This is a genomic window from Sphingomonas sp. AX6 (assembly GCF_902506605.1).
In the GTDB taxonomy this organism is placed as follows: Bacteria; Pseudomonadota; Alphaproteobacteria; order Sphingomonadales; family Sphingomonadaceae; genus Sphingomonas.
Window position 1 is genome coordinate 850,182 of sequence record NZ_LR733979.1, and the last position, 18,889, is coordinate 869,070.

At 64.0% G+C, this 18,889-nt stretch carries 19 protein-coding genes; 9 read left to right on the plus strand and 10 right to left on the minus strand.

What is annotated here, in order from left to right:
- Positions 1 to 45 precede the first annotated feature (45 nt).
- The 4 genes from ENHY17A_RS04235 to ENHY17A_RS04250 form a co-directional block, all read right to left on the minus strand.
- Positions 46 to 579 (minus strand): CarD family transcriptional regulator, encoded by a 534-nt coding sequence (locus tag ENHY17A_RS04235; RefSeq protein WP_159710370.1) that lies wholly within the window; start codon positions 577 to 579, stop codon positions 46 to 48.
- A 274-nt stretch (positions 580 to 853) separates the two neighbouring features.
- Positions 854 to 1,195 (minus strand): ferredoxin FdxA, encoded by a 342-nt coding sequence (gene fdxA, locus ENHY17A_RS04240; RefSeq protein WP_159710372.1) that lies wholly within the window; start codon positions 1,193 to 1,195, stop codon positions 854 to 856.
- 33 nt (positions 1,196 to 1,228) lie between these two features.
- On the minus strand, positions 1,229 to 1,543 hold the full coding sequence (locus tag ENHY17A_RS04245; RefSeq protein WP_236547741.1) for an RNA-binding S4 domain-containing protein: 315 nt from the start codon (positions 1,541 to 1,543) through the stop codon (positions 1,229 to 1,231).
- The gene (locus tag ENHY17A_RS04250) at positions 1,533 to 4,040 is read right to left on the minus strand and encodes a helicase-related protein (protein WP_236547742.1); all 2,508 of its coding nucleotides are present in this window, start codon (positions 4,038 to 4,040) and stop codon (positions 1,533 to 1,535) included. The genes ENHY17A_RS04245 and ENHY17A_RS04250 overlap by 11 nt, the downstream gene beginning before the upstream one ends.
- A gap of 245 nt (positions 4,041 to 4,285) precedes the next feature.
- Between ENHY17A_RS04250 and ENHY17A_RS04255 the strand changes: the two genes are divergently transcribed.
- On the plus strand, positions 4,286 to 5,770 hold the full coding sequence (locus tag ENHY17A_RS04255) for a M23 family metallopeptidase (RefSeq protein ID WP_328799126.1): 1,485 nt from the start codon (positions 4,286 to 4,288) through the stop codon (positions 5,768 to 5,770).
- A 57-nt stretch (positions 5,771 to 5,827) separates the two neighbouring features.
- Here the strand turns inward: ENHY17A_RS04255 and clpS are convergent, their stop codons facing one another.
- The 3 genes from clpS to ENHY17A_RS04270 all read right to left on the minus strand — a co-directional run bounded on the left by clpS (position 5,828) and on the right by ENHY17A_RS04270 (position 9,101).
- Positions 5,828 to 6,157, minus strand: a complete 330-nt coding sequence (clpS, locus tag ENHY17A_RS04260) for an ATP-dependent Clp protease adapter ClpS (protein ID WP_159714119.1) — start codon at positions 6,155 to 6,157, stop codon at positions 5,828 to 5,830.
- A gap of 289 nt (positions 6,158 to 6,446) precedes the next feature.
- Complete coding sequence (locus ENHY17A_RS04265; RefSeq protein WP_159710378.1) at positions 6,447 to 7,244, minus strand: phasin family protein; 798 nt, start codon at positions 7,242 to 7,244, stop codon at positions 6,447 to 6,449.
- Positions 7,245 to 7,358: 114 nt separating this feature from the next.
- Positions 7,359 to 9,101: a PHA/PHB synthase family protein gene (locus tag ENHY17A_RS04270; protein WP_159710380.1), complete on the minus strand. Its 1,743-nt coding sequence runs from the start codon at positions 9,099 to 9,101 to the stop codon at positions 7,359 to 7,361.
- Positions 9,102 to 9,270: 169 nt separating this feature from the next.
- Here ENHY17A_RS04270 and ENHY17A_RS04275 point away from each other — a divergent pair, with 169 nt between their 5' ends.
- Both ENHY17A_RS04275 and ENHY17A_RS04280 read left to right on the plus strand, forming a co-directional pair.
- On the plus strand, positions 9,271 to 10,479 hold the full coding sequence (locus ENHY17A_RS04275) for an LL-diaminopimelate aminotransferase (RefSeq protein ID WP_159710382.1): 1,209 nt from the start codon (positions 9,271 to 9,273) through the stop codon (positions 10,477 to 10,479).
- Entirely contained in the window at positions 10,479 to 10,949 is a 471-nt protein-coding gene (locus tag ENHY17A_RS04280) for an acyl-CoA thioesterase (protein WP_236547743.1), read from the plus strand. Before ENHY17A_RS04275 ends, ENHY17A_RS04280 begins: the two co-directional genes overlap by 1 nt.
- A gap of 107 nt (positions 10,950 to 11,056) precedes the next feature.
- Here ENHY17A_RS04280 and ENHY17A_RS04285 read toward each other — a convergent pair whose 3' ends face one another.
- On the minus strand, positions 11,057 to 11,548 hold the full coding sequence (locus ENHY17A_RS04285; RefSeq protein WP_159710384.1) for a winged helix-turn-helix transcriptional regulator: 492 nt from the start codon (positions 11,546 to 11,548) through the stop codon (positions 11,057 to 11,059).
- Positions 11,549 to 11,696: 148 nt separating this feature from the next.
- Here ENHY17A_RS04285 and ENHY17A_RS04290 point away from each other — a divergent pair, with 148 nt between their 5' ends.
- The 6 genes from ENHY17A_RS04290 to ENHY17A_RS04315 all read left to right on the plus strand — a co-directional run bounded on the left by ENHY17A_RS04290 (position 11,697) and on the right by ENHY17A_RS04315 (position 17,614).
- The gene (locus ENHY17A_RS04290) at positions 11,697 to 12,005 is read left to right on the plus strand and encodes a CC_3452 family protein (protein WP_159710386.1); all 309 of its coding nucleotides are present in this window, start codon (positions 11,697 to 11,699) and stop codon (positions 12,003 to 12,005) included.
- A gap of 80 nt (positions 12,006 to 12,085) precedes the next feature.
- Positions 12,086 to 14,173, plus strand: coding sequence for a RelA/SpoT family protein (locus tag ENHY17A_RS04295; protein WP_159710388.1), 2,088 nt, complete (start codon positions 12,086 to 12,088; stop codon positions 14,171 to 14,173).
- Between the two features lie 50 nt (positions 14,174 to 14,223).
- Positions 14,224 to 14,616: an acyl-CoA thioesterase gene (locus tag ENHY17A_RS04300; protein ID WP_159710390.1), complete on the plus strand. Its 393-nt coding sequence runs from the start codon at positions 14,224 to 14,226 to the stop codon at positions 14,614 to 14,616.
- A gap of 46 nt (positions 14,617 to 14,662) precedes the next feature.
- Positions 14,663 to 14,971, plus strand: a complete 309-nt coding sequence (locus ENHY17A_RS04305) for a hypothetical protein (protein WP_159710392.1) — start codon at positions 14,663 to 14,665, stop codon at positions 14,969 to 14,971.
- Positions 14,968 to 16,503, plus strand: coding sequence for a methyl-accepting chemotaxis protein (locus ENHY17A_RS04310; protein ID WP_159710394.1), 1,536 nt, complete (start codon positions 14,968 to 14,970; stop codon positions 16,501 to 16,503). The genes ENHY17A_RS04305 and ENHY17A_RS04310 overlap by 4 nt, the downstream gene beginning before the upstream one ends.
- 49 nt (positions 16,504 to 16,552) lie before the next feature.
- The gene (locus ENHY17A_RS04315) at positions 16,553 to 17,614 is read left to right on the plus strand and encodes a glycosyltransferase family 2 protein (RefSeq protein ID WP_159710396.1); all 1,062 of its coding nucleotides are present in this window, start codon (positions 16,553 to 16,555) and stop codon (positions 17,612 to 17,614) included.
- A 67-nt stretch (positions 17,615 to 17,681) separates the two neighbouring features.
- Here ENHY17A_RS04315 and ENHY17A_RS04320 read toward each other — a convergent pair whose 3' ends face one another.
- Together ENHY17A_RS04320 and ENHY17A_RS04325 are read right to left on the minus strand one after the other, a co-directional pair.
- Complete coding sequence (locus ENHY17A_RS04320) at positions 17,682 to 18,407, minus strand: class I SAM-dependent methyltransferase (RefSeq protein WP_159710397.1); 726 nt, start codon at positions 18,405 to 18,407, stop codon at positions 17,682 to 17,684.
- Positions 18,408 to 18,421: 14 nt separating this feature from the next.
- Positions 18,422 to 18,844: a GtrA family protein gene (locus ENHY17A_RS04325; protein WP_236547744.1), complete on the minus strand. Its 423-nt coding sequence runs from the start codon at positions 18,842 to 18,844 to the stop codon at positions 18,422 to 18,424.
- Positions 18,845 to 18,889 lie beyond the last annotated feature (45 nt).

Sequence of the window (18,889 nt, forward strand, 5' to 3'; positions counted from 1 at the left end):
TGTCAGGCCCGCCTCTCGTCGGTTCGGAAAAAGGGTGTCGCGCGGTTACGCGGGCACCTTGTCCTTGTTGTGGATCGTCGCTGCCGCACGCAGGATTTCGAGCAGCTTTTCGAGCGCGGTCGGCTCGTCCACCTGTTCCATCGCGGCGAGTTCGCGCGCGAGGCGGCTGGCAGCCGCTTCAAAGATCTGGCGTTCCGAATAGCTCTGCTCGGGCTGGTCGTCGGCACGGAACAGGTCGCGGACCACTTCGGCGATCGACACCAGGTCGCCCGAATTGATCTTGGCTTCATATTCCTGGGCACGGCGCGACCACATGGTGCGCTTCACCTTGGGCTTGCCCTTGAGCGTGTCGAGCGCTTCGCGAAGCGTCTTGTCGCTCGACAGCTTGCGCATGCCGACGCTTTCGGCCTTGTTGGTGGGCACGCGGAGCGTCATGCGCTCCTTTTCGAACCGAAGGACATAGAGTTCGAGCTGCATTCCGGCGATTTCGGACTTTTGCAGTTCGACGACACGGCCCACGCCGTGCTTGGGGTAAACGACATAATCGCCGACATCGAATAACAGGGCTTTGGAAGCCATGCGGAATACCTGCCTTTCATGGGTGAACACAGGACCGGAAGGAAATAGCGGGCGGCCAAATGGCGAACGACCCCGCAGCCGGGCCGGCGACGGTGATGTTTCGTACGTCTCCGAATAGCGCGGGCGCGACCTGTCCCTACGCGTCTTGGCCATCGTTTAGCAGATTCGTAACAAAATTACCAGCCCGGCGTCACATATGACGCAGGCACCCATGGCTGTGGATAACGAGGATAAACCCGAGCGATCAGGCCATTAGCGGCTTAAGCCGTTCCGGTCAGTCGCCCGCGCCGGGTTCGGGGGAGAAATATTTGTCGAACTTGCCCTCTTCGCCCTTGTGCGCGTCGGCATCCTCGGGCGTCTGGCCGCTATTGCTGGTGACGTTCGGCCATTGCGCCGAGAAGGTATTGTTGAGCTCCAGCCATTTTTCGAGGCCGTTTTCGGTATCGGGCAGGATGGCTTCGGCAGGGCATTCGGGCTCGCACACGCCGCAATCGATGCATTCGCTGGGATTGATCACCAGCATGTTCTCGCCCTCATAGAAGCAATCGACCGGGCAGACTTCCACGCAGTCCATATATTTGCAGCGGATGCAGGCGTCGGTGACGACATAGGTCATGGTCGGTCGGGCTCCTTGGGTCGAGCGATCCTGCTATTGCGCCCGCCCGTCCGCGTCAACGGCATTGGCCGCGCCGGTTTCTATCGCGGTATAAAGCGTCGCAGCCTCGCTGGCCGGACCGCGGCGATCGGGAAGCGCTTCGACCCGCACGATCCGCACCGCACCATTCCACGGCCAGGCGATGACCGATCCGATCCGCACGGTCGCATGCGCGCGGTCGATGCGGCGGCCGTCGATGCGCAACGTGCCCTTGTTGGCGATCGTCTGGGCCATGCTGCGCGTCTTGGCCAGGCGCGCGAACCAGAGGAAACGATCGACTCGCATCGTCGCGGTCGCGTCACTTGCCATAGGCTGACTTCAACTCGGCGAGCGCCGCAAAGGCATTGCCGGGGCGCGGCGGTGGTGCGGCGCGTTTTGGGGTGACCGGGCGTCCGCTCCATGCCCAGCGCCGCGCGCCCTCATGCGACTTGGCGGCGCGGAAGCCGAGCAAGGCCATCAGCCGCGCCTGGTTGTCCTCGTTCAGCCCGATCGAAGTGGCGAGTGCAGGGTCGGGGGCGAACGGCAGGCGTCCTTTCCGCGCGTCATGCACGGCGCGGGCGATGCGTTCGACCAGATCGATGCGGACGAGTTGATTGCCGATCGCGCGGAAGCCTGCAGGGGCAGGGTAGGGGCCGCGCGGCAGGATGGTGGCGCCGGGCGGCGGCAGGATCGGCAGCGCGCTCCCTCGCGCGGCGAGCAGCACTGACCGCCATTCCAGCGGTGCCGGCTTGAGCAGGGCAGCCGTGAACAAGTCGAGCGAACCGATCGTCACGCCCGCCTGACGCAGCCGCTTGCGCGATGCCGGGTCGAGTGCGGCCACCGCCTCCGCCAGCGAATCGCGGGCGGTCATCCCGCCGGCACCGGCCAGTCCGGCGGCGACCGCGCGCAGCGGGGGCGGCGCGTTCGGGTCGAGCGAGATGGCCTCCAACTTTGCCAGCCACGGCGCGCGCTTGCGATTGGCGGTGGCGAGCCACGCCTCGATCCGCCCGACCACCTTTTCGCGCGACGCTGGCGCAAGCGCAGCGATGGCGGCGTCCGGCGCGAGGCGCGGGCGGGCCAGCGATCCGCCGGGCTTCAGCATTGCCACCGAATGCCCCTGCCACACCAGTACCGGCACGGCGTCCTTGGCGATCACGTCGAACGCATCGTCGTTCGCATCCGCCACCAGCCCGGCGCGGTGCGCGAACTCCTTGTGCAATCGCTTTTCCGCCGCCGCGAGCAGCATTTTCTTGTCCGTCAGTCGCGCGTCGGGTGCGACGATGAAGCGGAAGCCCTCGATCCGCCCAATCGAGTGGCCCTCCACCTCGACCGCGCCGTCCCTAGATATTTCGACCGGCAGCAGATCGGGATCGGCACCGATCTGGCGCAGCAGCATCGTCGTACGCCGGTCGACGAAGCGCTGGGTCAACCGATCGTGCAGCGCGTCCGAAAGTCGTGTCTCGACCTCGCGCGTGCGGCTTGCCCAATGTTCGGGCTCGGCGAGCCAGTCGCTGCGGTGGGCGATATAGGCCCAGATGCGCACCCCCGTGATGCGCCCGGCGATCGTCTCGACATCGCCCTGAACATTGTCGAGCCGCGTGAGTTCGGCGGCGAACCAATCCTGCGGGATCACGCCTGCGCCTTCGCTCAGATGACCGAAGATACGCGCGATCAACCGGCTGTGCATTTCGCTACCCGATTTGCGGAAATCGGGCAGACCGCACGCTGCCCATAGCCGCCGCACCATCGCCGGGTGGCGACAGCGGTCGCGGACCCAGGGCTCGCCCTCCAGCCGCTTGAGCACGGCCAGATCGGTCGCCTCGGGCGCAGCCCGCAGTTCGACGCCGTGCGGGCGTTTCTCAAGACTGGCGACCAGCGCGTCGATGGAGGCGCAGTCAGGTGACCCTTCGCGCCAATAGAGGAAATCGAGCCGCGGGATGTGATGGCCCTCGATGGCCATGATCTCTTCGGGGGTGAAGGCGTTGGGGCCGTCCTCGGTCAATGCGCCGAACGTGCCGTCGCGCTGGTGCCGTCCGGCGCGGCCCGCGATCTGGGCCATTTCGGCGACGTTCAGTCGCCTCCGCTTGCGCCCGTCGAACTTGTTGAGCCCCGCGAACGCGACATGCGCCACGTCCATGTTCAGCCCCATGCCGATTGCGTCGGTCGCGACGAGATAATCGACCTCGCCCGCCTGAAACATCGCGACCTGCGCGTTGCGGGTGCGCGGGGACAATGCGCCCATCACCACTGCCGCGCCGCCGCGCATCCGGCGGATCGCTTCCGCTACGGCATAGACTTCCTCGGCGCTGAACGCGACGATCACCGACCGTTTGGGCAGTCGCGACAGCTTTTTCGCGCCCGCATAGCTGAGCGTGGAAAAGCGCGGGCGGCTCTCGATCTCGGCTTGCGGAAGCAGCGCTCGGATCATCGGCTTCAGCGCGCTCGATCCCAGGATCATCGTCTCGTCGCGGCCGCGCGCATGGAGCAGTCGGTCGGTGAACACATGCCCGCGCTCGGGGTCGGCCCCCAATTGTGCCTCGTCGATCGCGACGAACGACAGGTCCTTGTCGGTGGGCATGGACTCGGCGGTACACAGGAACCAGCGCGCGCCCGGCGGGACGATGCGCTCCTCGCCCGTGAGCAGCGCGACCTCTTTCGGCCCCTTCATCGCAACCACGCGGTCATAGACTTCGCGAGCCAGCAATCGCAGCGGAAAGCCGATCATCCCGCTCGAATGCGCGGCCATGCGCTCGACCGCGAGGTGCGTCTTGCCGGTGTTGGTGGGGCCAAGCACGGCGGTAACCGGATGGCGGTGGGGGCCGTTCATTTGGCCCAACATCGCGTGCCTGCCGTCCTGCTGCAAGGGCGAGGTTTGATCGACATTTCATCGGGTTGCATCGCGGGCGGGCGGTTCGTCGGTTGGGTGGCACCATTCGCCGCATCCGATGCGTCCGGCGGGTCCAGTTAATTTGACTTTAGTATTTGTGCTTCACAGGGTTTGGATTGGCCGGGGGTGGAGCTTTTCGGCGGTTTTCGGGGACAAGCGCCGTGTTTTTGCGCAGCGATATTGGTTTGGATCAGGCAGGGGGCACCAGTGCCCGCTCGTTCGGTCGTGCACCTGCCCCGCCCAAGCCGCTCACGCTGATCGACCGTATTCAGGATCGCTTCCCCGATTTCGATCCGGCACCCGATCTCGGCTCGCGTATCGGCAGCATCGAATGGTTCCGCGGCGTCGCGACCTGTGCCGGATTGATTACCGTCACGCTTTTGCTATCGCCCGGTTTCGAACGTCCGATCCACGGCGCGGTAACTGCGCCGCTGACCGGCACCGAATGGGAGGACGCACGCAGCCAGTCGATTTCGGCGCTGGCTTATGGCGCGACGACCGGCATGCGTGGCGAAGCGTCGGGACTGGTCCGGCCGCTGGCCGACACGCCCGAACGCCCGATCCTTGAGTTGACCGCGGTCGTTGGCGCGGGCCGTCGTTTCGCCAGCGCGCTGGAGCGAGCAGGGGTCGGCGCGGGCGATGCGTCGCGTGTCGCCGATCTGGTCGCAGGCGCGATCGATCCCACCGATATCAAGGCGGGGACGCGGGTCGACGTGACGCTGGGTCGCCGGGCCTCACGCAATCAGGCGCGTCCGCTCGAAAAGCTTGCCTTCCGCGCGCGGTTCGATTTGGCGGTCGAGGTCGCGCGCGTCGATGGCGGGCTGTCGCTCATCGAAATTCCGATCGCGGTCGATCATACGCCGCTGCGCATTCGCGGGCGGGTCGGCTCGAGCCTCTACCGCACCGCGCGCGCCGCAGGCGCGCCGGCGAAAGCGGTCGAGGCGTTCATCAAATCGATCGCCACCAAAGTGCCGATGTCGCGCATCGGCGCGAACGACGAATTCGACCTGATCGTCGAGCGCCAGCGCGCCGCGACCGGCGAAGAACAGCTCGGCAAGTTGCTCTTTGCTGGTCTCGACCAGGGCCGCCGCGAAGTTCAGCTCGTGCGTTGGGAGCGCGAAGGCCGCACCATGTGGTACGATCCCAAGGGGATGGGCGAACGCACCGAAGGCATGTTGATGCCCGCCCAGGGACGCCTGTCGTCCAGCTTCGGCTATCGCACGCATCCGGTGCTGGGTTTCCGCCGCCTGCACAAGGGCATGGACATCGCCGCGCCCACGGGCACCCCGATCCGCGCCGCGACCGACGGCACGGTACAGTTCGCCGGGCGTAATGGCGGCTACGGCAATTATGTGCGGATCAGCCATTCGGGCGGGCTTCAGACCGCTTATGGTCATATGAGCCGGATTTCGGTGCGCTCGGGCACCCGCGTCACGCGCGGACAAGTGATCGGCGCGGTGGGATCGACTGGCATGTCGACCGGGCCGCATCTCCATTACGAACTGTGGAAAAACGGCCAGGCGGTAAATCCGCGCTCGGTCAGCCTGTCGAGCACCGATCGTTTGACGGGGGGCGAACTCAACCGCTTCCGCGGCTTGGTGTCGAGCCTGCTCGGCACGCCGGTAGCGGGGACCGCGAAGGCGACATCAGAAAACGACGCGGAGGAATAGCCGCAGAAATCATCCCAGTACCGGCTTGCCAGTAACGGCTGGTAGGTCAGGCGAACTTTACGCCTTTTCAAGCGTGCACTGCAGCGGGTGGGTGTTCTGGCGGGCGAACTCGATCACCTGCGCGACCTTGGTTTCCGCGACTTCATAGGTGAAAACGCCGCACACCCCGACGCCGCGCTGGTGGACGTGGAGCATCACCTGGGTCGCTTGTTCGGCGTCCATGCGGAAGAAACGCTGGAGGACCAGCACGACGAATTCCATCGGCGTATAGTCGTCGTTGAGCAGCAGGACGCGGTACGGCGTCGGCTTTTTCGTCTTGGTGCGGGTGCGTGTCGCGACGCCGGTCGACAGATCGTCGTCACCGTCGTCGGGCGCGTCGTCCGTCATCAGCGGATAGAGGGGGTGCATTGTTCTCACGGCCCCAAAATATGGCAAGTCGCCCCCGCTTCGCAACCCGGTGATGTGCGATTTACCGCGATTGCGAAGATGAGGCACGTATTCCGTCATCCGTTTGTTTCGAGCGAAGTCGAGAAACGCGACCCAAGCGCTTGTTCCGCGCTTCTCGACTTCGCTCGAAGCGAACGGGGTGCAGTTTAGCCGTAGAACGAAAAAGGGCGACCCGTTTGCACGGACCGCCCTCTCCCTTGGATTGGTTCGAACGCTTGAAGCCGTCGGCTTACGCCGCCGTCTTCACCTTTTCGACCGCAACCGCATAGCGGCTCGACATCGGCTGTGCGGCGTCGCCGGCCAGCTTCATCATCGCTTCGGTGTTCTTCGAGGTCACCGCGATCATCGAGTCGAAGGTTTCGCGGACGAAATCGCTTTGCAGCTTGAAGAAGTCTGCGGGCGACTTGACGCTCGACATTTCCTTCATCGTGGCAGTCGCCTTTTCGAACGACTTGCGCGTGAAATCGGCGCTTTCCTGGCCGATGGTTTCCATGCCCTTGGCAGCGATCTTGCCCGATTCGACGAGCGCTTCGACGTTGCCCTTGGCGAACGCGTTCATCTCTTCGACGATCTTGGCGTTCTTTTCCATCTGGGCCTTGGCGCGCTCGTTAACGTCGCCGAACATCGCCTGGCTCTTGGTCATGGTTTCTTCGATGGTGGTCATGATGGGATTATCCTTGTTCGCTGATTTCTGGACGGTCTTCGCGGCGGTCTCGACGGCGGCTTTCACCGGCGCGGCCACCTTGGCGGCAACAGCCGCGGTCTTGGCGACGACCGTTTTGGCCTCGTCGCTGGCCTTGCGAACCGCGGTGGCACCCGTGTCGACGGCCTGAGTCACAGCCTTTTCGGCGGCGACCTGGACCGGCTTTTCGACCGGCTTGGGAGCCGGGACGGGTGCCGTTTCAGTCGCGGGAGCGGCGACCGGCGCGGCGGGCTTGGGCGCGGACGCCTTCGCTGCCGGGGTCGATGCGCCCTGCTTGCCTGCATTTGCCTTGGGTGCCGACTTGGTCGGGCCTTTGCTCGCCATCGCGCTGCTCCATTGCATTTGTTGCAATGCAGCAAATAGCGAATCTCACGCGCCGGTTCAAGTGTTTTTTGTGCGCTGCAACAAAGTTGTCATGCGCGCCTGTCCAGCGGCGTATCAGCGCGTCTTCACATAGCTTCCGGGTGCGTCCTCGAGTCCCTTGAGCTTGCCCTTGCCCGGTTGCCGAGCGCCCTTCGCCGCAATCCGGTTGGGCGCGCGTTCGGCGATCCATTTCGCCCAATCCGGCCACCAGCTTCCCTTGGTCTCGGTCGCGCCCGCGACGAATTCGGCCAGCGTCTCTACCTCTCCGTCGCAAGTCCAATATTGGTATTTCTGCGCGCTCGGCGGATTGACCACACCTGCGATATGTCCCGACCCGGCCAGCACGAAGCGGTTCTCCCCGCCGAAATGATGCGTCAGTTTCCATACGCTGGCGGCAGGCGCGATATGATCCTCCTTGCCCGCCTGAATATAGGTCGGGGTCGTCACCTTGGTCAGGTCGATCGGCGTGCCCGAAATCGCCATCGCCCCCGCCTGCACCAGCTTGTTGTCGCGGTAGAGGTCGGTCAGGTAATCGATGTGCCAGCCCGATGGCAGGTTGGTGACGTCCGAATTCCAGTGGAGCAGGTCGAACGGCACATAGTCCTGACCCAGCAGGTAATTGTTGGTGACGTAGTTCCAGATGAGGTCGCGCCCGCGCAGCAGATTGAAGGTCGCAGCCATATAGCGCCCATCGAGAAACCCGTCGGCGCCCAGCGATTTGATCAAGTCCATCTGCTCGTCACCGACGAACAGGTTGAGGTCGCCCGCATCGGCGAAATCGACCTGCGCGGTGAAGAACGTCGCCGAGGCCACCTTGTCCGCTTCGCCGCGCGCCGCAAGGACTGCGAGCGTTGCGGCAAGCGTCGTGCCCGCGACACAATAACCGATGGTGTGGACGGCCTCGACGCCCAGCAGGTCGCGCACCGTGTCGATCGCGTCGATCTGGCCGCGTTCGATATAATCGTCCCAGCGAATGTCCTTCATCGACGCATCCGCCGATTTCCACGAAACGACGAACACCGTCAGCCCCTGTTCGACCGCCCAGCGGATGAAGCTTTTTTCAGGATTGAGGTCGAGGATGTAGAAGCGGTTGATCCACGGCGGAAAGATCACCAGCGGCGTCTCGTACACCTTGTCCGTCGTCGGCGTGTACTGGATCAACTCGTAAAGCGGCGTGCGCTTGACCACCTTGCCCGGCGTGGTCGCCATGTCGCGCCCGACCTGAAACGCATTCGGATCGGTCTGGGTCATCTGACCCTTGGCGATGTCCTGCAGCATGTTCTGGAGGCCTTTCAGCAGACTCTCTCCCTTGGTCTCGACGATTTTCTCCAGCACGACCGGATTGGTCGCGGGGAAATTGGTCGGGCTCATTGCGTCGATGAACCCCTGCGTCGCGAAGCGGATCTGTTCCTTTTGCTTGGGGTGGACGCCGTCCAGGCCATCCACGCCCTTCACCAAATGGTCGGCGATCAGGAAATAGCTTTGGCGCAGGAAATCGAACACCGGTTCCTCGCGCCATTGCGGTGCCTTGAAGCGCTTGTCCTTGGCGTGTGCGGGATTTTCCTCGACCGCCTCGGTCGATGCGGGATCGAGGAAACGTTGCCACAGCTTCATCGTGTCGCCCCAGAATTCGGCCTGCGCGCGGGCAATGTTCTTGGGGTCGGCCCAGACGGGAATGCCCGGCGTCGCGGGCATCGCATCGACCGTATCCAGCCCATGCTCCATCATCATCTGCTGCGCGCGGCCCAGCACCCAGGTCCAGTGCTGCAGGTCCGCCAGATCGGGCGTGGGCGTGGGTTGGGCTTTGGTCTCGGCCATGTTCATCCTCTCTCGCCTCCCTCTACACCGGATCGTCACGCCAGCGAAGGCTGGCATCTCAGACGGTTACGCCGCCCGACAGATTTTCTGCACGATACCCCAGCTTTCGCTGGGGTGACGTCCGGTTTGGGTTTAGCTTAGATCGCGTTCGAACAAGGATCGTACCGAAATGTCCGAAGAATTCTACCGCATGAAGCGCCTGCCCCCTTACGTCATCGCCGAAGTCAACGGGATGCGGGCAGCGGCGCGCGCGGGCGGGGAGGACATCATCGATCTGGGCATGGGCAATCCCGACCTGCCGCCGCCCGAGCACGTCATCGAGAAGCTGGTCGAGGTCGCGCGCAAGCCCGATGCCCACGGCTATTCGCAGTCCAAGGGGATTCCGGGCCTTCGCCGCGCCCAGGCCAATTATTACGGCCGCCGGTTCGGGGTCGATGTCGATCCCGAAACCGAAGTCGTGGTGACGATGGGATCGAAGGAGGGGCTCGCCAGTCTGGCGACCGCGATCACCGCGCCCGGCGACGTCGTGCTGGCACCCAACCCGTCCTACCCCATCCACACTTTCGGGTTCATCATCGCCGGCGCGACGATCCGCAGCGTACCGACAACGCCCGACGACAACTATTTCCGCTCATTGGACCGCGCGATGGCCTTCACCGTGCCGCGCCCGAGCATATTGGTGGTCAACTATCCGTCGAACCCCACCGCGGAGACGGTCGACCTCGCTTTCTACGAACGGCTGGTGGCATGGGCAAAGGAGAATCAGGTCTGGGTCATTTCCGACCTTGCTTATTCCGAGCTTTATTATGACGGCAACCCGACCGTCTCGATCCTGCAAGTGCCGGGCGCGAAGGACATCGCGATCGAGTTCACGTCGCTATCCAAAACCTATTCGATGGCCGGGTGGCGGATGGGGTTCGCGGTCGGCAATGCAAAGCTGATCGCGGCGATGGCACGGGTAAAGTCCTATCTCGATTACGGTGCGTTCACCCCGATACAGGCCGCGGCCTGCGCCGCGCTCAACGGCCCGCAGGACATCGTCGAGAAGAACCGCGCACTCTATCACAAGCGCCGCGACGTGATGGTCGAGGCGTTCGGTCGCGCAGGCTGGGACATCCCGCCGCCACGCGCATCTATGTTCGCCTGGGCCCCCTTGCCGCCCGCGCTCAAGGAAATGGGCAGCCTCGAATTTTCCAAGCAACTCTTGACCGAAGCCAAGGTCGCGGTCGCGCCGGGCGTCGGATACGGCGAGGACGGGGAAGGCTATGTCCGCATCGCGATGGTCGAGAATGAACAACGGCTGCGACAGGCGGCGCGCAACATCAAACGCTATCTGCAATCGATGGGCGTCAATGTCGGGGAGAAGAAGGCAGGGTGATGCTTGATCGGACGGCAGGTTCGGGTAACCAGCCCGGCATGACCCCCCGCCCCGGCTTCGCTTTCTCCACCACATTCCGCGTCCGCTATGCCGAGATCGACGGGCAAAAGGTCGTCTTCAACTCGCGCTATCTCGAATATGCCGATGTCGCGGTGACCGATTTCTGGGACTGGACGGGAATTGCCGAAGGGGTCGGTACGGCGTGGCGGGAGAGCGAGTTTCACGTCCGCCGCGCGGAGGTCGATTATCTCAAGCCTTTCGTGTGGGGCGATACTGTCCAGGCATTCGTGCGGATCGAGAAGATCGGCAATACCAGCCTGACCAAGCGGTTCGAGCTGTGCCATGCGGATACTGGCGCGCTGCACGCGGTGATCTCGATGACCAGCGTCAATGTTCATTTACCGACGGGGAAGCCGACGCCTTTGCTGGCGGAGGTGCGGGCGTTCTTGGAGGGGTTGCCGACCGGCTGATCCACCAACTCCATTCGTTTCGAGCGACGTCGAGAAACGTGGGCTTGTTGCTTGGATCGCGTTTCTCGACTTCGCTCGAAACGAACGGATGTGGGACGGCGGTGCCGCTACTCCGCCGCCTCGGCGCTGGCGTCGCCGTACACCTCCTCCGGCAAGGCCCAGATCAGTTCGCGCTTGCCGAGCACCCGGCCGTCATGCGCGGTGACCGATACCGGGCGGATCGGCTTGCGGTCGCGCGCATCGACCAGGATCGGGGTAGCTTCCTTGCCGGTTTCCCAGCGCTCGCCCCATTGGCGAAGCGCGACCATCGTCGGCAGCAGCGCATAACCCTTGTCGGTCAGGCAGTACTCTACCTTGCGACGATCGTCGTCGCACGCCCGGCGCTCGAGGATACCGTGGTCGACCAGCCGCGCGAGGCGGTTGGCGAGGATGTTGCGCGCAATCCCCAGTTCGGACTGAAATTCCTCGAAATGTTTCAATCCGTTGAAACTGCCGCGCAGGATCAGGAACGACCACCGCTCGCCCATCGCCTCCAACGCCGCGGGGAGGCTGCACTTAACCGCGTCTTCGCGCAGAGATTCTCGCAGGGCAGGTTTCATGACAGGTCCAAGACTAGCGGCGTTTCGACGCGACACAAAGGGAAAGCTAACTTTTGCAACGCAGCACTGGTTTCTCGTTGCAACTTACATTTGTGTCAGATAGATATAGGTTGTCAATCGCAACCCTTTCTTCCCCGGAGTCGAACCGATGATCCGCCTGCTCTCCATCGCCGCCGTGGCTGCCGCCGCGCTCACCGCCACCGCACCGGCGCACGCGCAGACCGGCGGCTATTACACCGCCTCGTTGGCCGCAGCCCCTGCCAAAACCAAGCTGGTGACCCGCAGCACGATCTGGACTTGCAACGGCACGACCTGCACCGCGCCCAAGGCGGGCTCGCGCGATGCGATCATGTGCGAACTCGTCGTCCGCCAGACCGGCGCGCTGACCGGCTTCGCCGCAGGCGGCACCGCGTTCGATGCCGAAGCGCTGTCGAAGTGCAACAGCCGCGCGAAATAAGCGCGCCATCGGGCGGCAAAGCGCCGCGCGACACACCAAATTTATTGCAAAGCAGCAGCACCCGCCCCCATGTTGGGCGGGTGCTTCGCCAATATGAACTGGTCGATCGGGTCTTGGGCTACGATCCACAAGCCGATGAGGCATTGCTCAACCGCGCCTATGTCTTTTCGATGCAGGCACATGGCAGCCAGAAGCGCGCGTCGGGCGACCCCTATTTCAGCCACCCGATCGAAGTCGCCGGCATCCTGACCGACCTCCACCTCGACGACGAGACGATCGCGACCGCGATCCTGCACGACACGATCGAGGATACGGTGGCGACGCCGGAGGAAATCCTCAGCAAATTCGGCCCCGCCGTGGCGCGGCTGGTCGATGGCGTCACCAAGCTCAGCAAGATCGAGGCGCAGAGCGAGAGCGAACGCGCGGCGGAAAATCTGCGCAAATTCCTGCTCGCCATGTCCGACGACATCCGGGTGCTGCTGGTGAAGCTCGCCGATCGGCTCCACAACATGCGCACCCTCCATCACATCCCCAAGCCCGAAAAGCGGCGGCGGATCGCAAAGGAGACGATGGACATCTATGCTCCGCTCGCCGAGCGGATCGGGATGTACGAGTTCATGAAGGAGATGCAGACGCTCGCCTTCCAGCAACTCGAGCCCGAAGGCTATGAGTCGATCACGCGCCGGCTGGAGAGCCTGAAATCGGACGGCGGCGACCGCATCGCCAAGATTTCGTCGGGGCTGAAACTGCTGCTGGCGCGCAACGGGGTCGATGCGGAGATTTCGGGGCGTGAAAAGCATCCCTATTCGATCTGGCGCAAGATGTCCGAACGCCATGTCAGCCTGGAGCAACTGACCGACATCATGGCGTTCCGTGCGATCGTCGAGAATGAAGAGCAATGCTATCAGGCGTTGGGCGCGATCCACCGGCGCTGGCCGATGGTGCCGGGACGGTTCAAGGATTATATCTCGACGCCCAAGCGCAACGGATATCGCTCGCTCCATACCTCGGTGATCCATGCCGACAATATGCGGATCGAAATCCAGATCCGCACTGCCGAGATGCACGCCCAGGCCGAATATGGCCTGGCGGCGCACTGGGCGTACAAGCAGGACGGGGTGCGCCCCGATACGCAAGTGAGCTGGATTCGCGATCTCGTCGAAATCCTCGACAATACCGACAATCCCGACGAGCTGCTCGAACATACCCGCATGGCGATGTATGCCGATCGCATCTTTGCGTTCAGTCCCAAGGGCGAGCTGATCCAGTTGCCCAAGGGCGCGACCCCGATCGATTTCGCCTATGCCGTCCACACGGATCTGGGCGATCAGGCGGTGGGGGCGAAGGTCAATGGGCGCGTCGTGCCGCTGCGGACCGAAATCGAAAATGGCGATCAGGTGCAAATCCTGCGATCGAAAGCGCAGCAGCCGCAGCCCAATTGGCTGAATTTCGCGATCACCGGCAAGGCGCGCGCCGCGATCCGCCGCCATGTCCGCCACCGCGAGCGCGACGATTCGGTCGCGCTTGGCCGTAGTCTGTATGACGAGATCGTCGGACGCCTACCCGTCGCGGTCGGTCCGGACGCGCTGAACGCCGCGATCAAGCGCCTGAAGTTGACCGACGAAGCGACGCTGATGGAATCGATCGCGCGCAAGCAATTGACCGATGCCGAAGTGATGGAAGCGGTCATGCCCGGATCGACCGAGGGGATCGAGGCATCGACCCCGGTCCAGCGCCAGGCGATCTCGATCCGGGGGCTGACCCCCGGCATGGCGTACGATTTGTGCGACACGTGCCGCCCCATCCCCGGCGACCGCATTGTCGGGCTGCGCCGGGCAGGCGAGCCGATCGAGGTGCATACCATCCATTGCCAGCATCTGGCCGAAAGCGACGATTCGGATTGGGTCGATCTGAGCTGGGGCGAAGGCGCACAAGGGGGGACGGCGCGGATTGTCATTACACTCAAGAACGAACCCGGCGCGCTGGGCGCGGTCGCGACGATCATGGGCCAGCACAAGGCCAACATCCTGGGGCTGCGGCTCGATAATCGCGACACGACGTTCCACACCAATCTTGTCGATGTCGATGTGCGCGACGTCGCGCACCTGATGAAACTGATGTCGGCATTGCGTGCGGCCGACGCGGTCAGCGCGGTGGATCGCGGTTAATCATTCCGCGTTTCATTGACATTGATGTCAGCAATCCGCATCTTTGTGCGATGCCGCATGACCACAGCCTGACGATCGAACCGAACGACATCGACCATATGGGTCATGTCAACAATGCGGTCTATCTGTCCTGGGTGCAGGAAGCGGTCGTCGCCTATTGGGAAAAAATCGCGCCTGCCGAAGACGTGGCGCGTCACCTGTGGGTCGCGCTGAAGCACGAGATTACCTATCGCCGGCCGGCGTTTCTGGACGACGACGTGATCGCCACGGTGATCGCCGAGCGGGTGGAGGGCGCGCGTGCATTCTTCACCACCATCGTCAAACGCGGCGAGGATGTGCTGGCCGAGGTTCAGTCGAGCTGGTGTGCGCTCGATGCCGATACCCGCCGCCCGATCCGCGTCGCAAAGGAAATCGCGGCGCGCTTCATTCCGCAGACCGCGTAGTTTCAGCCTTAGCGGTCGGTTAACCACCACGAGTTAAGCGGAGTGCGTGATTGACGCATTCCGCCCCTCCCGCTTCCTGCTTGCGAGCCAGCTTGCGCTGGTGCTCGGCGGCGTCGGCTGGCTGACACTGCGCCCGCCGGTCGAAGGCGCGATGCTGATGATTCCGCTGTCGGATGCGGCACGCACGAGGTTGCCGCAACGCGTGATCGATCGCGGCGGGCAATTATTGAAGATGGGCGTGCTGCCGGGATCGTTCGTGGTGCATGGCCGCCGCGATGCGCTCGCCCAGCCCGATATGCTGCTGATCGCCGCCGACCGTGCGGCGTGCGGCGAAATTCCGGAGAGGGACCAATGAACGCGCGGATCGATATCCTCGACGCGCTCCGCCTTCAGGGCGTGCGTGCGATCGCGGCGGGTGGATGGCTGTTCACCTTGTGGCTCGCGGTCATGGGCTGGATGCTTGGGCGTGGCGATGCGCCGTTGGTCTTCGCCCTAGCGATCCTGGCCAATATCGCACCGACGCTGATGGCGGTTCAGCGCCGTCGCGACGCCAATGCGCGGCTGATCATGGGCACACTCGCCGCCGTTCATCCCGCGCTCGCCGTCTATCTTCTCGGTGGCCACATGTGGCAGATGGACGCGCATATGTACTTCTTCGTCGCGCTCGCCGGGCTTGCCGTGCTGTGCGACTGGCGACCGATCCTGCTGGCGAGTGGACTAATCGCCGCACATCATCTGCTGATCGGCTTTCTGGCACCCGGCTGGGCATTTACCGGGGGTGGGTCGTTCGGTCGAACGATCGTCCATGCGGTCGCGGTCGTGCTGCAATTCGCGATCCTCGCCTGGCTCGTCACGCGATTGCGCACGCTGACCGTCGCCCAGAGCGAACAACAGGACCGTGCGGAAGCGCTGACGCTGGAAGCGGAGACGCGCCGAACCGAAGCCGAAACCGCAGCCCACACCGCCCAAGCCGCCGAAGCCCGCGCGCGTCACGAACAGGCGCGTCGCGAGAGTATCGAGGTCGAGGCCGAAACCCGCCGCCGCGCCGAATGGGAGACGCTGGCCGATACGTTGCAATCCTCCGTCGCCGATGTCGTCGCCGCGATCCGGCATGCTTCGCGCAGCCTGGACTCATCGTCCGGCGCGCTGGGCGAACTGGCACGCAAGGCGAGCCGCGACACCGCCGACACTGCCATCGCCGCGAGCCAGTCGTCGAGCGGAGCGGAAGCGCTCGCAGGCAATCTCCATGAATTTACCGCCACGATCGGTTCGATCGTCGAACGGATCGATCGCCAGGCAACGCTGAGCGCCGATGCCCGCGCCGCATCCCGATCGGGCCATGACGCGGTACAGGCACTGAGCGCACGGACCGATTCGATCGCTCGCTTCGCGGAAACCATCCACGCTATCTCTACCCGGACCAACCTGCTTGCACTCAACGCCACGATCGAGGCGGCGCGCGCCGGCGAATCGGGCCGTGGCTTTGCGGTCGTCGCGCATGAGGTGAAACTGCTTGCCAGCCAGGCCGCACAGGCATCGGGCGAAATCCAGGCATTGTCCTCCACCGTGCGCGGCGGCGCCGATGTCGCCGATGGTGCATTGGGCGAGATGGCGGGATCGATCGTCGAGCTGTCCGATACCGCGATGGCGCTGCGCGCATCGGTCGATCAACAGCGCCAGACCGCCACCGCGATCGAGGCGACCGCCGCCGATACCGCGCTGGGCGCGACGTTCATGGCGCAACAAAGCCGCGCGGTCGCAGACGTGGCCGCCGAGACCGAGAAATTGTCGGATGCGGTCGCCAGCGACGCGCAGACCCTGGCGCAATCGGCAGAGCGGCTGGCCGCGACCACCGACGCCTTCATCGCCCGGCTGCGCGCTGCCTGAATGCGTGCCGACTAGGCGGCGCGCTCGCGCTGCGCTATTTGCCGCGCCCATGAACCGCCCTGCCCTCTCGATCGTCGTCCCCTGTTATAACGAGGAAGCCTGCCTCGAACTGCTGCATCAGCGGCTGTCTGGTGCGGCGCGCGCCGCGGTGAGCGAGGATTACGAGATCGTCCTCGTCAACGATGGGTCGAAGGACGGGAGCTGGCCGGTGATGCAGCGGCTTTCCGCCGCCGATCCGAAGCTGGTCGCGATCAACCTGTCGCGCAATCACGGGCATCAACTGGCGTTGACCGCGGGGCTCGACCTCTGCGCGGGCGCGCAGATCCTGATCATCGACGCCGATTTGCAAGATCCGCCCGAATTGCTGAGCGACATGCGCGCGACGATGGCGGCGCAGGACGCCGATGTCGTCTATGCCGTGCGCCGCAAGCGCGAGGGCGAGACGTTCTTCAAGAAGCTGACGGCAGCCGCCTTCTACCGCGTGCTCGACCGCGTGACCGATACGCCGATCCCGATCGACACCGGCGATTTTCGACTGATGAGCAGGCGTGCGCTCGACGCGCTGCTGTCGTTGCCCGAACAGGCGCGCTTCATTCGCGGGATGGTGGCGTGGGTCGGCTTTCGTCAGGTGCCGTTCGTCTATGACCGCGCCGAGCGCCATGCGGGGACCAGCAATTATCCGCTGGGCAAGATGATCCGCTTCGCACTCGACGCCGTTACCGGATTTTCGACCGCGCCATTGCGCTGGGCCAGCCATTTAGGGCTGATCCTGACCGGCGCGGCGATGCTGCTGTTCCTCTATATCGGGTTCGCATGGCTAACGGGCAGCGCGATTCAGGGTTGGACATCGACGATGCTGGTCGTGGTGTTCCTGGGCGCCGCGCAGATGTTCGTGTTGGGGATGATCGGCGAATATCTCGGGCGGCTTTACGTCGAGTCCAAGCGGCGGCCGCTCTATCTGGTCGCCGATGTCGCGGGGCCGGTTCAGGGTAAAGCGACGTTGGGGTACAAGGCCGAAGTGGTAACGCTTGGGCGGCAGCTACCGACGTCCGCTAGTAGCGACGCAACCCCTCCCCCGTTCGTTTCGAGCGAAGTCGAGAAACGCGACTGAAGCACCCGGCCCACGTTTCTCGACTTCGCTCGAAACGAACGGGGTTTGGTTCGGTGCGAGGTGGTGGTTATTTCCGCGCCAGCGTCAAGATCGACAACCCCGGCGTCAGCGGCACACGGCCCACAAGATGCCGTTCGACCCGGAATATCCTTTCGAAAATCGTGTTGAGAAATTTGGGCGGCGGTGAATCGTCGCTGTCGTCCTTGGCCGTAAGCTTTCCCGCCAGCCGCGACGCGACTGCCGCGGGAAACAGCAGCGAGTTGAACCAGCTCAACCCGTTATGCCGCAGCCCCGCCGCGCGGATCGCAGCCTCGAGCGTCGCTTTCGAATAGCGCCGCTTGTGGTGGTTCACCACGTCATGCGCCGACCACATCCATTGATGCGCGGGGACCGCGATCAGGATTGCGCCGCCCGGTTTCAAGCATTCGGCCATCGCCTTCAGCGCGGCCACATCATCCTCGATATGCTCGACCACATCGAGCACAGCGATCATGTCATAGGTGCCCCGCTCGACGCCCGTCAGTTCGGGGAGCGGTGCGGCACCGACCGGCTTGCCCAGTCGCTCGCTGGCAATGTCGCGCGCCGCTTCGTCGATCTCGATCGCATCGACGTCGCCGAACTGCGCCAACATGGGGAGGTTGTGCCCGGTCCCGCAGCCGATCTCCAATATGCGCGCATTCGCGGGCAGCTTGGCCTCTCGCGTCACATAATCGGCCAGGATGTCGCGGCGCGCGCGATACCACCAATGGTGGCTGTCATGCGCGGCCATCCGGTCATAGACGATGCGGTCCATCAGCGATTGGCCATCTACTTGAACACCCACAAGCGGTTGAGCGTAAAGGTCGCAAGTGGCGTCACGAACAGGATCGGCAGCACCGGCGTCCAGCGCGGCAATTCGAACCCGCGCACCAATGCCCAAGTGAAGAAGGCGTTCATCGCATAGCTGATCAGCGATACGACGACGAAGCGTCCGGTGGTCGCCGCCACATTGTCGCGGCTGCCATGCCCGCGAAAGCTGAAACGGCTGTGCATGACGTAACCGATCGCAACACACACGACATAGGCAGCGAACACCGCGATCTGTTCGTGCACGGGCGTCAGTGCGACCATCGCGGCATAAAGCCCGGCCCCCAACGCGGTCACGAAGCCGCCGGTGATGGCGAAGCGCAGCAACTGGCCGAACACCGGGTTCGACCGCCATCCATCGATCTTGTGGAATATCGTCGTCACGTGCGCCTTGCCCTAGACATGCTCGCCGCCCTAGAGCGCCCGCAA